The organism is Streptomyces sp. NPDC058619 (genome assembly GCF_042717785.1).
Classification (GTDB): Bacteria; Actinomycetota; Actinomycetes; order Streptomycetales; family Streptomycetaceae; genus Streptomyces.
In genome coordinates, this window is the sequence record NZ_JBHXQN010000041.1 from 1 (window position 1) to 11,154 (window position 11,154).

An 11,154-nucleotide genomic window follows, 5' to 3' on the forward strand; every position below is an offset into this window, starting at 1 on the left:
CCAGCAGAAGAACGAGAAGCAGGGGAACCATAGTTATCAACCTCCGAGGCACCGTGTGCCCGGCCCCGCCCCGACCATGCACTCGATCTTATTTGTTTCTTATCCGTGCAGGCGGGCATGTGAGCCGGTCGGCCATCGCGACGCCGGTGGGGCCGACGGACCGGGTGGCCGACGGGTCCCGGACGCGGCGGACGGCCCCGGACGGAGCTGGCCGCCCCGCGCTCCACAGAGCCGTGCGCACCCTGCGCGCGAGGTACCCCGCCAGCCCCTCGCTGTGGGCCGCCCACGTGCACCTCGGCGCGTGAGACCGCCCTGAAGTCTCCGAACGCCGAATGCGATCATGGGGGCCGGAAGCGCCGCCGTGCGGCGGCGCGGGGGAGGGACAGGGCGTGGCGCAGGGGCGGATGACGTACAACGTGCGGTACGGGGCGGCCTCGCCGGTCGTCGTCCGCCGCGACGACGGCACGGGACCCGAGGGGCACCTCGCCGTCGGCACGCTCTGCCGCGTGCCCGACGGCCCCGGAGGCGCCGCGCACCCCTGCGCCCGTACCTTCGACGTCGTCGGTGAGGGCCGGACGGCGATCGCCCGGGTGTCGACGGAGGACACGGGCTCGCGGGCGGGCGGACGTCCCGCCGTGTACCGCGTCGACGACCCGTACGGCGCCCCGCTGGGCCGGATCACCTACCGGGGCGGACGCGCCCTGCGCGGAGCCCGGGCGCGCTGGACCGTCGAGTCGGTGACCGGCCACTCCGTGCGCGGCTTCCGCGGGCGGCTGTTCTGGTGGGCGGTGTGGTGGCCCGTCGGCCTGCCCGTGAGCCTGGTGTGGCTGGTCCTGTCCCTGCTCGGCGAGGGCGACGACGCCTTCGGCAAGCCGCGCCGGGTGATCTGGCGCGACGCCTCACGCCGGGCGCACCTCGTCTTCCGGGGCGTCGCGGACGATTACCGGGTCCTCGACGGGAGCTGGGACCCCCGCCTGGTGGCCGCGCTGCTCGGACTGCACCAGTCGTACGACCCGTCGGAAGGCGGCGGCGAGAACGGCTGGTACGCCGGTCGCTGAGCCGGGGCGCAGCAGGAAGCCCCGCCAGAGCGGCTCTGGCGGGGCCGGGGGAGTTGCCAGGGGCCGCGATTTGCGGCCGGCCCGGTGGCCGGTGCTGCGGGCCGTCCCGGTCTCCGCCAGGGTCAGCGCGCGGCGCCGAAGTCCTGCGTCCAGTAATGGCCCGGCTGCGCGAGGCCGATGCCGATCTCCTTGTAGGAGCAGTCGAGGATGTTCCGCTTGTGGCCCGGGCTGTTCATCCAGCCCTGCATGACCTTCTCGGGGGTGCTGTAGCCGTATGCCACGTTCTCGCCGTAGGTCCGCCACTGGTACCCCGCGCGGGTGATGCGCTGGCCCGGGTCGGAACCGTCGGATCCGGTGTGGGACATGTTGCTGTTCGCGGCCATGTCCGCGCTGTGGTCCTGTGCGGCCTTCGTGAGCTTCGCGTTGAGCGTGAGGACCGGACACCCGACGGCGGTGCGCTCCTTGTTGACGAGCGCGAGGACCTCGGCTTGGGCGCCGGAGGGCGCCGCAGTGTCCTTCGGAGCCGCGGGCTCGGTCGCCTGGCGCGTGGGCTTCACGGGCTTCGCCGGCTTGACGGGCGCCGCCGGCGCGGCGGGCCGCGGCGCGGGCGGGGTGGCCTCGGCGACGGGCTCCGCGGGCGGCTCGGCGGGCGGCTGCCCCGCGGGCTCGGCCGGGGCTGCGCCGGGGCCCGCCGGGGCGCTGTCCGGGACGGGGGTTTGCGCGGGCTGCTGCGCGGCCGGTGCGCCGAAGGGGGCGTCCTGCCAGGGGCGGCTGTCCTGCCGGGCCGCGGTGTTGCGTATCGGGCCGGTGTCCTGGGTGTCCAGGCAGGCCATGGCGGCGCCGGGCACGCCCACAACGGCCAGGGCCCCGACGGCGATGACCATCTTCCGGTGGTGCGTCTTCTTACGGTGCTTCTTCATGCGTGACCTCACTCGGTGATCCCGAAGCTTCCGGCGCCGGACCGCGAGGGCGCCGGAGGAGCCGCCATTCTTAAAAGCGCGGCAGCGGCCTGGCAAGCTCGGCCGGCCGGGCCGCACCGGGCGTCCCGGGCCGGGCTTGAAACGGCCGGAAGGTCGTGCATGCCCTCGTGGCGGAGGTTCGGACGGGACCTGACAGGGCGCTAGAACCGTCTCTCAACAGTCGCGTTGCAAGCGGCACAGCCGGAGCCGCTGATTCCGTTCCTGGCGGAATGAGGCATGTCAGTGTCAAAAAGGTGCAAATAGCGATATGTCGAGTGCGTCGGAGTCCTGTGGGACCCGTCAGGGCGGCGGGGTGCGCCGTGACGCATGTCACGGGTTCCGCGGAGCGGGGAGCGTCCGGTCGAACCTCTGGAGTTCCTCAAGACGCGCTTGGGGTGCGGACCGGCAGGGGCATCTCCCCTGCACACGACAGCAAGGGGGGTGGGACACGTGGAGTTCTTGGTGATCATGGGGATCGGGCTCACCGTGGTGTTCGTCTTGGTGATGTTCGGCGGCGGTAGCGGCGGCGGGTCGTCGCGGGGCCGGTCTCGCGGAGGCGACGGCGGCGGTCACGGCTGTGGCGGCGGGTCGTCCTGCGGTGGGGGCGGATCGTCCTGCGGGGGTGGCGGCGGAGGCGACTGACCCGTGGGTGCCCGCCGCTCCACGGCTGGGGCGGCGGGTGGCGGGTGGCCCTCGGGCCGGGGCGGCGGGCGGCGGGCGGCGGCGGTCCTCGGGCCGGAAGCCGTGGGCGCGGGCCGGATGCTCTTTGCCTTCCGATAAGGAACTGCTTGGCCCTTTTCTGACTCCTATAGGAGGTATACGGCCTTTAAGTGTGTGGAGTTGTTGAATGAAGCGTCAGGGAGTCCTTCTGGTTACGGCCCTCGCTCTGGCCTCGGCCCTGTCCCTGGCCGGATGTTCCGGCGGCTCCGAGGAGGCGACGTTCGACCAGCGCACGCCCGCGGGCTCGGGGAAGAACGGGCAGGGCGCGGAGCCGACGGCCTCCGGTACGCCGGTGCAGATGCCGACGAACGTCCGGAAGTGGAAGCTGCAGCGTGAGCTGAGCGACGGCACGCAGGTGATGTGGACGACGTTGAAGGGGCCGAAGTCGGGGTTCGAGGGCCGGGTGTGGGCCTGGGTGCCGAAGCAGTACACCGAGAAGAAGTACGAGAACAGCGCGTTTCCCGTCCTCACCGCCCTGCCGGGGGCGTCCGGGTACCCGACGAACTACTGGTTCGGCTCCGACTTCAAGCTGCAGGAGCGCATCGCCGAGCAGGTCGACCAGGGCAAGTCGCTGCCGTTCATCGTCATGATGCCGGTTCTGAACGCGAAGCTGGACCAGTACTGGGACGGCAGCGACATCCCGGGCCAGCCCAAGATGGGGACCTGGATGTCGGACGACGTGCCGGACCTGGCGCGCGAGAACTTCCGCACCTACAAGGACCCCAGGGGCTGGGGCTTCTTCGGCTCCTCCGCAGGCGGTTACGTCGGGATGAAGATGGTCCTCCAGTACCCCGACCGCTTCAGCACCGCCATCGCGGGCGGTCCCGACACGGCCCCCGACGCACCCTTCTGGAAGGGCCACGACCAGGAGAAGCGGGCCAACGACCCGAGCTACCTCGCCGAACAGCTCGGCAAGAAGAACGGCCCCGAGGTGCACCTCTCGTTCCTGCTCGGCGACAGGGAACCGGCCGACACGGTCAAGGCCTTCAAAGACAAGATCACCAAGGGCCCGATCGAAACCGACCTCCACGTCATCCCGAACGCCGGCCACGACGGCCACAAGTACGCGGACGGACTCTTCCAGGGCCCCCTCGAATGGATCAGCCAGCGCATGCTCGGCCCCGTTCCGGCCGCTCACTGACCCTGAGCCCGTCACCGCCCCGCAACCGCCGCCCCCCGGCGGGCCGGCCGGACCAGGGGATGGCCGTACTCTTCCCGTCCACCTATCCGCCTCGAAGAAGAACGCGATGCGTTCGTGGCCTCCGTAGACGGAGACGCGGTGCATGACGTGAACGTAGCGCAGGTCGTTCGGGTCGGCGGTGATGCCGACCGCCTCCAGCAGCTCCCGGCAGGTCTCCCGCCGTGCCGGAGCTCCCCTCTCCATGAGCCCTGCGGGCAGCTGAACACCTGGGGAAGGACGGGCTGGTGGCGCCGGCGGCCCATGAGCAGGTGCTCACCGTCGTGAAGCAAGCAGGTGCACGTCGGCGTCGTGCGAGGGGTGGATCCTGGCGGCCTGGGTCGTCCTGCGGACCATGGTTCTCCCCTCGGGCCGGGGTTGTCAGTCGCATGGTGCAGGATCAGCGCGTCAGTTCGCCGAAGGAATGGGAAAACCGATGTCGATCACGAACCAGCAGGTCAACGAGTACGCGTTCCTGCGCGCGCTGTACGCGGACGCGTACTACCCGGATCGCGTCCTCGACAAGGGCCGCGCCGTCCTGCTGGGCCTGTGCGAGCGGATCGAGGCCGAACGGCCGTCGGACCTGGCCGCGTTGTGCCGGCTCACCGAGGTGGCGACGGAGGCGTTCAACGACCTGGAGGCCGAGTTCGAAGCGGCGGGGAGCGAGATCGAGACCTTCGCCCGCGAAGAGATCGCGGAGGACTTCGGCTTCGTGGCGTCGGCCTACGGGTTCGGGGACGCGGACGTGGAGGAGCTGATCGCCGGCCGCGAATGGTGACGGGTGTCCGCGGGCGCCGACCCCGGAGCGGGGGCGAGGCCCCGACGACACGGCGCCGCGGCTGAGGTGGGGGACGCAGCGGGGAGCCGGGCTCCCCGCGTCCCCCACCTCTCGTGGCGCCCCCCCCACGGCGCCGAGGGCGGGCGGATCAGTGTCCGGGCGGCCGCAGTACCTCGCGGAGCGTCTGCGCGAAGGCGTCCGGATCTCCCTGCTGGCCGAACTCGCCGCCGAGGAAGCCGCCGTGGTGGCTGGGGAAGAGGGTCATCCCGGTGCCCAGCCCGTCGGCGATCGCCGACGCGGCGCGGGCCGGGAACTGGTCCCCCGATTCCTTGCCCGCCGCGACGACGATACGGGTCGTGGCCGCGCGCAGGGCGGCGAAGTCGGGCCGGTACCCCGTGCAGCCGCGCATGTTCTGACCCAGCAGCGGGTCGTTGCGCGACCCGTCGTCCTCAGTGGGCAGCCCGAACGCGGCGGGGTCGGGGGCGGGCTCGTCCGCCCAGTCGGCGGGGAACGGGCCCTGCCGTCCGGCCACGGCGATGAACTTCGCCATCGCGGGGCCCATGCCGTCGCGCCGGTACGTCGCGTGGATGTCCGCGCAGACCTCCAGTGCCGCCTCGCGGTCCGGCAGGACCTGCGCCGTCGGCGGCTCGTGCGCGACGAGGGTACGGACGAGTTCCGGATGCCGTGCCACCAGGTCGAGCGCGTTGACGGCGCCGCCGCTGCTGGCGAACACGTCCACGGGACCCGAACCGAGCGCTTCGATGACCCGCCGCAGGTCGTCGGCGTGCTCCTCGGGCATCGACTCGGCCGCGCCGTCCGTACGGATGCTGCGGCCGGTCCCGCGGGGGTCGTAGGTGACGACGGTCCGGTCGGTGAAGTGCGAAGCCAGGGTGAGGAAGCCGCTCGCGTCCATGGGCGAGCCGATCAGGAAGAGGGCGGGGCCGTCTGCGCCGCTGTCCGGGAGTCCGCCGCGGACGTCGTAGCGGACTGTGGCACCGGTGGTGTCCAGGGCGTGGGTCACGAGCTCGGTCATGGTGTCTCCTCGGCATGCGTACGGTCGGAAGGAGAGACTGGCGGTCCCGGCGGAAATCATCGCTCCGACCCGTTCCTCTTCATCACGGTCCGGTCTCGTTGCGGATTGGAGCGAGCGTTCGACCGTTCAGTGGATCAGGTCCTGGAGATCCGCAGCGACACCCACGCCCACCTCGACTCCTACCGCTGGGAGGCCGCCCCCCCCGCACCACCACCGGGCTGCCGCAGGTCGACACCCGCCGCGAAGCGCGCCGGCACTCCATCGGCATCTGGACCGCAGCCGCCCCGTACAGGCCATGCGCGACCTCTGCGCGGACCACGCCGACGGGTCAACGAGATCGCCTCGTACGGTACGGACCACGCACAGGGTGCGGTGGCCCTGATGCGACGGAAGGGCCCGCCTCGTGGAGGCGGGCCCGAGCCGAGAGCTGGTTCAGCGGTGGTCGCGCTTGTCCCGCAGGGACTCCTTGGTGTCGGAGACGGCTTCCTTCGCCTTGCCCTTCGCCTGGTCCATCTTTCCCTCGGCCTTCATCCGGTCGCTGCCCGTGGCCTTGCCGGTCGCTTCCTTAGCCTTGCCCTTGATCTTGTCCATGCCGCCCTTGTCAGCCATGTCCTGCTCCTTGCATCTGGGAATCGGTGACGATGACAAACTAGGACGTAAATGGATATCTCGCCTGTCGAGTGCTCCACGATCCAGCCCCCTCGGCTCCCGGAGCCGTGCGGGTGGCCTGGTCAGGCCCGCAAGCGGGCGCGGAGTGCGGCGAGGTGGGCCTGCTCCGCCGGGCGGAGCGTCGGGCGGCGGGCCCGGAGGCGGGGTGCGCGGCGTCAGCCGTGTCGGGTGCGCAGGAGGCGGAAGGCCGCGTAGAGGACGCCGGCCGACAGGGCCAGGAGGATGCCGGATTCCAGGAGCTGCGTCGGCCAGTAGTGGGAGGCCGGGTGGAAGTCGGCGTACCACGCGGTGACGTTCAGGTCCGCCGGGCAGTCACCCAGGTCGCGGGTCCGCTCGAAGCAGGCGTACTCGGGCAGGCGCTCGCCCGTGGCCGTGAGCAGCCCCATGTCCGTCATGAGGGCGGACGGCGGGTGCAGCAGGGTGATGTTCCCGCCGGGCGGCACGGTGCCGGTCTCCACGGGCAGGAACGACCACCGCACGGCGCCGAGGCCCAGGAGCGCGAGGCCCGTGGCGAGCCCGGCGACGGCCATCGCGGCGAGGGTGCGCCGGATCAGCTGTCCCACGAGGGCGCCGACGGCCACGCCGAGCAGGCAGGAGGCGACGAGCACCGGGCCCGAGGCCTCGTACGGTCCCCGGTCGGCCCAGTGCAGCTGGTACGTGCCGGACACCCGCGCCCAGCCGAGGCGGTAGACCCCGACCAGGGCGGCCGAGCCGAGCACCGCGACCGCCGCGGCCACCAGGACCTTCGAACCGAGCCAGGCCCTCGGGGTGGTCGACTGGGTCAGGGCGAGCCGCCAGGTGCCGCTCTCCAGTTCGCGCGCCAGCATCGGCCCGGCCACGAAGGCCCCGACCAGCGGGGCCAGGAACAACAGGCCGGTGCCCGCGTACTGCATGCACAGCCGCAGCAGGTGGTACCCGTGGTTCGGGTCGGTGAAGTACCGGCCGGAGTCGTCCGGGTTGTTGGCCCACAGGCGCAGGGCGACCACCGCGACGAGGCCGGCCGCCAGGGCGGCGGCCACCGTGCGCAGCACCCACCGGTGCTGCCGCACCGCGACCCAGTACGGGCCCTTCAGGGCGAGCGCGCTCATGCCCGTACCTCCTCGGCCGTGCGGGAGTCGGCGGCGAACGCCGGGGCGGCGGGGGAGCGCAGGTGGGCGAGCAGGAGTTCCTCCAGGGACGGTTCGGTCGTCTGCCAGGTCCGGGTGTCGACGGGACCCCGCGGCCGCACGAGCGCGATGAGTTGGCGGCCCGTGGTCCGGGTCTCGACGACGGTGTGCGGCACGAGTTCGGCGCAGGCGGCGGCGGGACCGGTGAGCAGGCGGTGCGCCGCGACGACCTCCTCGACGGGGCCGGAGATGCGGACCCGGCCGCCGTCGACGAGGAGCAGGTGGTCGCAGGCGCCCTCCAGCTCGGTGAGGATGTGCGAGGACATCACCACGGAGGTGCCGTTCTCGGCGGCGTCGGCCATCAGCACGCCCATAAGCTGGTGTCGGGCGAGCGGGTCGAGGTCGGCCATCGGCTCGTCCAGCAGGAGCACTCCGGGGCGTTTGCCGAGGGCCAGCGCCAGTGCGAGGCGCGTGCGCTGGCCGCCGGAGAGCGTACGGACCCGGGAGTCCGGGTCGAGCGCCCCGCCTCCGGCGATCCGCTCCGCCGTCCCCGCGTTCCACCGGCCCGGATTGAGCTCGCGGCCCATGCGCAGGGTCTCGCCCACGGTGAGCTGCGGGTAGAGGGGCTTGTCCTGGGCCACGTACGCGAGCGTCTCGCGCGACGTGGCGCGGATGACGCCCTCGGTCGGGCGGACCAGCCCCGCCGCGAGGGACAACAGGCTGGACTTCCCGGCCCCGTTGGGCCCGACGAGCGCGCAGACCCGGCCCGCGGGCAGCCGCAGGGAGACGTCCCGCAACGCCCAGGCGCCCCGGCGCCCGTAACGCAGTCCGAGGCCTTCCGCCTCGATCACGGTTTCCGTCATGCGTCGCCGTCTCCCTTGAAGTGCTGTTCCAGTACGGATGTGAAGAGTGCGGCGGCGTCGTCCCGTTCCATCCCCGCGCTCCGGGCGCGCCGCGCCCAGTCGGCGAGTTCGTCGCGCAGCGGGGAGTCGGCGGGCGAGCCGCCCAGGGACCTCCGGATGAAGGTGCCCATGCCGCGCTTCGCCTCGACGAGCCCCTCGCGCTCCAGTTCGCGGTAGGCCTTGAGGACGGTGTTCGGATTGATGGCCGTGGCCTCCACGACCTCGCGTGCGGTCGGCAGTTTGTCGCCGGGTTCCAACAGACCTAGGCGCAGGGCCTGTTTGGTCTGCTGGACGATCTGGAGGTACGTGGCGATGCCGCTGCGCCGGTCGATCCGGTATTCCAGCACGACAACACCACCCTTTCACTAGGTAAGTAGTGAAAGGGTCGGGCAGGGCGGGGCTGATGTCAACTGCCGTCGAAGAAAAGGGGGATGGGTCGGGCCGCGCGGTCGCGCGCCCCTTGACGCCTTTCGCCGCGCGGTGGTTCAGTGGCTGAGCCACTGGATCACTGATGGGGAGGCCGGGCGTGGAAGCGCTGCCGCGAGAGACGATCGTCGACGTACTGGAGGGCAGGCTGCGCGAGGACATCCTCAACGGCCGCCATCAGGCCGGGAGTTACCTGCCGCCCGAGCGGGAGCTCTCGGACGGCTACGGAGTCACCCGCACCACCCTCAAGCACGCCTTCGGGCGGCTGGTCCAAGCCGGGTTCCTGGAGACCAGGCACGGAGTCGGCACCAGGGTCCGCGACTACGCCCGCCTCGGCGGGGCCGACCTGCTGCCGTCCCTCATCCGGCACAGCCCCGACTGGGTGAGGGAGGTCTTCGAAGTGCGCCGGAGCATCGGCGCCCTGATCGCCTCGCGCGCCGCGGCGAAGGCGACCGACGCCCAGGTGGCCGAACTGCGCGGGCTCCTCGCCGCCGTACGGCAGGCCGAGGGCGGGGAGGACACCCAGCTCGCCGACGTCGAGGTGCACCGCGGCCTCGCGCGGGCCACCGGCAACCGCGTCTACGTACTCCTCACCAACACCCTCTTTAACGCCTACCTGCCGTTGCGCGGCGCCCTGGTGGCGCCGTTCGCCGACGCGGACGCCGCCCACGAGCGGCTGCGGCCCGTCGTGGAGGCGGTGGCCGCCCACGACGAGCGGGCGGCGCACGCGGCGGCGGACGCCTACCTGGCCGCGACCGAACGGATCATGCTCGACGAGCTCGGGGGGACCCGGTGAGCGGCCGCGGCACCGTCTTCACGGAAACGATGCTCGGCTCCGTCCGGCTCGCCGGCGAGGAGTACGACCGGGCCGTCCGCCTCGACCTGCGGGCCGAGATCGGACGCGTACTCGATCCCCGGCGCACCACTCCGGCCCGGCTGACCGGCCGGGTCCGGATCGCCGGACGCGCCGACGACCCTGCTGCGGAGGGGGAGATGGAGATCTCGCCGCTGGCCCGCCGCCGGATCCGCTACCGGCTCGCGTTCACCCTGGACGGCCGCCGCCTGGAACTCGACGGATGGAAATCGGTCGGACTCCGGCATCCGGTGACGTCGATGACGGTCCTGCCGTACGTGCTCCGCGCCGACGGGCAGCAGATCGGCGAGGGCGTGCTGCGGTTTCCCCTGACGACGGGACTCACGCCGTTCCTGAGCAGTTTCCGCTTCCCCCGACAGGACGACGGCGCCCGGCACACGGCCCCCCGCTGGAAGGGCGAGCCGGGACGGACCGAGGTCTGGTACACCACGCTCACCGACCCGGCGACCGGCACCGGCGTCTGGGTGCACCACGAACTGACGGCCCCCGCCGACGGATCCCCGGCCTTCGCCCACGGCTGGGCAGCGGTGTTCCCCCCGGACGGCCCCGTGGAGTACGCCCGCTTCGGACCGGAGCCGTGGGACCGTCCGGCCGGGGGGTACGCCGCCGCCGGAGTCGTCGCGGGCCCCGGCAGGATCGCCGGATCGGCGGGCGCCCTCGCGTGGGACCTCGCCGAACGCTCCGGCGACACGCCCCTCTACACCTTCCCGCGCTGGTCCTGGCACCGCCCGCTGCTGCCCGCCGCCCAGATGCTGCCCGCGGCCCGCGCCTCGTACGACGGCCACGTCACCCACGGCGACCGGAAGCTGGTCCTGCGGGACGCCCCCGGAGCCTCCGCCCGGATCTACGGACACGGCAACGCGGAGCGCTGGGCCTGGCTCCACGCGGACCTCGGCCGGGGGGACGTGCTGGAGGTCGTCGCCGCGGTCTCCACGCGGCCCGGACTGCGGCGCCTGCCCCCGCTGGTGTTCCTGCGGCTGCGCCGCTCGGGCCGCACCTGGCCCCGACGCGCCGAGCGCTCCGCCGTCGGCTGGGCGGGCGCGGGCCGCTTCCGGGCCCGCCTGGGTCTCCCCGTATGGACCGTGTCGGGCCGCGCCGGCCTGCGCCGCATCCACGTCGAGGTCACCCAGCCCGCCGAACGCACCCTCACCCTGGACTACGCCGACCCGGACGGCACGCCCGCCGTCTGCCGCAACAGCGAGCGGGCGGACGCGGTGGTACGCCTGGAGCGCTGGTGGGGTCACTGGCGCCCGGAAGCCACGTGGCGCCTCCGGGGGACGGCCCACGCCGAGGTGGGCGAGCACTGACACCCGTACTGCCGTACTGCCGTACCCGCGTACCGCCGTACCCGCGTGTGGCCGTGCCCGCGCACCGGCGCACCGGCCGGGATCCCGGCCCGCTCCGCCCCGGCCCCGCTCTGCCCCCCGGCCCCGCTCCGCCCCCGGCCCCCTC

11 protein-coding genes are annotated in these 11,154 nt (G+C 72.8%); 5 read left to right on the forward strand and 6 right to left on the reverse strand.

The features are described from left to right. The first annotated feature begins 404 nt into the window (after nucleotides 1–404). Entirely contained in the window at nucleotides 405–1,058 is a 654-nt protein-coding gene (locus ACFWTC_RS28870; protein ID WP_384074778.1) for a hypothetical protein, read from the forward strand. A gap of 122 nt (nucleotides 1,059–1,180) precedes the next feature. Here the strand turns inward: ACFWTC_RS28870 and ACFWTC_RS28875 are convergent, their stop codons facing one another. Then, nucleotides 1,181–1,978: a CAP domain-containing protein gene (locus tag ACFWTC_RS28875; protein ID WP_383924100.1), complete on the reverse strand. Its 798-nt coding sequence runs from the start codon at nucleotides 1,976–1,978 to the stop codon at nucleotides 1,181–1,183. A gap of 886 nt (nucleotides 1,979–2,864) precedes the next feature. Here ACFWTC_RS28875 and ACFWTC_RS28880 point away from each other — a divergent pair. Together ACFWTC_RS28880 and ACFWTC_RS28885 are read left to right on the forward strand one after the other, a co-directional pair. Further along, complete coding sequence (locus ACFWTC_RS28880; RefSeq protein ID WP_384029176.1) at nucleotides 2,865–3,878, forward strand: alpha/beta hydrolase; 1,014 nt, start codon at nucleotides 2,865–2,867, stop codon at nucleotides 3,876–3,878. Between the two features lie 472 nt (nucleotides 3,879–4,350). Further along, nucleotides 4,351–4,692: a DUF5713 family protein gene (locus ACFWTC_RS28885; RefSeq protein ID WP_383924106.1), complete on the forward strand. Its 342-nt coding sequence runs from the start codon at nucleotides 4,351–4,353 to the stop codon at nucleotides 4,690–4,692. 148 nt (nucleotides 4,693–4,840) lie between these two features. Here ACFWTC_RS28885 and ACFWTC_RS28890 read toward each other — a convergent pair whose 3' ends face one another. The 5 genes from ACFWTC_RS28890 to ACFWTC_RS28910 all read right to left on the reverse strand — a co-directional run bounded on the left by ACFWTC_RS28890 (nucleotide 4,841) and on the right by ACFWTC_RS28910 (nucleotide 8,749). Next, a complete protein-coding gene (locus ACFWTC_RS28890) occupies nucleotides 4,841–5,725 on the reverse strand; it encodes an alpha/beta fold hydrolase (protein WP_384029174.1) in 885 nt (294 codons plus the stop codon). Nucleotides 5,726–6,157: 432 nt separating this feature from the next. Next, complete coding sequence (locus tag ACFWTC_RS28895; RefSeq protein WP_383924111.1) at nucleotides 6,158–6,334, reverse strand: CsbD family protein; 177 nt, start codon at nucleotides 6,332–6,334, stop codon at nucleotides 6,158–6,160. A 215-nt stretch (nucleotides 6,335–6,549) separates the two neighbouring features. Continuing rightward, nucleotides 6,550–7,482, reverse strand: a complete 933-nt coding sequence (locus ACFWTC_RS28900; protein WP_383924113.1) for an ABC transporter permease subunit — start codon at nucleotides 7,480–7,482, stop codon at nucleotides 6,550–6,552. After that, on the reverse strand, nucleotides 7,479–8,363 hold the full coding sequence (locus ACFWTC_RS28905) for an ABC transporter ATP-binding protein (protein WP_383924116.1): 885 nt from the start codon (nucleotides 8,361–8,363) through the stop codon (nucleotides 7,479–7,481). Before ACFWTC_RS28905 ends, ACFWTC_RS28900 begins: the two co-directional genes overlap by 4 nt. Next, a complete protein-coding gene (locus ACFWTC_RS28910) occupies nucleotides 8,360–8,749 on the reverse strand; it encodes a GntR family transcriptional regulator (RefSeq protein WP_384029172.1) in 390 nt (129 codons plus the stop codon). Before ACFWTC_RS28910 ends, ACFWTC_RS28905 begins: the two co-directional genes overlap by 4 nt. 179 nt (nucleotides 8,750–8,928) lie before the next feature. Between ACFWTC_RS28910 and ACFWTC_RS28915 the strand changes: the two genes are divergently transcribed. Then, nucleotides 8,929–9,624 carry a FadR/GntR family transcriptional regulator gene (locus ACFWTC_RS28915; protein ID WP_383924122.1) on the forward strand — a complete coding sequence of 232 codons (696 nt, stop codon included), beginning with the start codon at nucleotides 8,929–8,931 and terminating at the stop codon, nucleotides 9,622–9,624. Next, nucleotides 9,621–11,009 (forward strand): hypothetical protein, encoded by a 1,389-nt coding sequence (locus ACFWTC_RS28920; protein ID WP_383924124.1) that lies wholly within the window; start codon nucleotides 9,621–9,623, stop codon nucleotides 11,007–11,009. Before ACFWTC_RS28915 ends, ACFWTC_RS28920 begins: the two co-directional genes overlap by 4 nt. Nucleotides 11,010–11,154 lie beyond the last annotated feature (145 nt).

Coding starts and splice junctions, on each gene's coding strand:
- ACFWTC_RS28900 (WP_383924113.1), bottom strand. CDS start 7,482: ATGAGCGCGCTCGCCCTGAAGGGCCCGTACTGGGTCGCGGTGCGGCAG.
- ACFWTC_RS28890 (WP_384029174.1), bottom strand. CDS start 5,725: ATGACCGAGCTCGTGACCCACGCCCTGGACACCACCGGTGCCACAGTC.
- ACFWTC_RS28885 (WP_383924106.1), top strand. CDS start 4,351: ATGTCGATCACGAACCAGCAGGTCAACGAGTACGCGTTCCTGCGCGCG.
- ACFWTC_RS28875 (WP_383924100.1), bottom strand. CDS start 1,978: ATGAAGAAGCACCGTAAGAAGACGCACCACCGGAAGATGGTCATCGCC.
- ACFWTC_RS28870 (WP_384074778.1), top strand. CDS start 405: ATGACGTACAACGTGCGGTACGGGGCGGCCTCGCCGGTCGTCGTCCGC.
- ACFWTC_RS28880 (WP_384029176.1), top strand. CDS start 2,865: ATGAAGCGTCAGGGAGTCCTTCTGGTTACGGCCCTCGCTCTGGCCTCG.
- ACFWTC_RS28895 (WP_383924111.1), bottom strand. CDS start 6,334: ATGGCTGACAAGGGCGGCATGGACAAGATCAAGGGCAAGGCTAAGGAA.
- ACFWTC_RS28905 (WP_383924116.1), bottom strand. CDS start 8,363: ATGACGGAAACCGTGATCGAGGCGGAAGGCCTCGGACTGCGTTACGGG.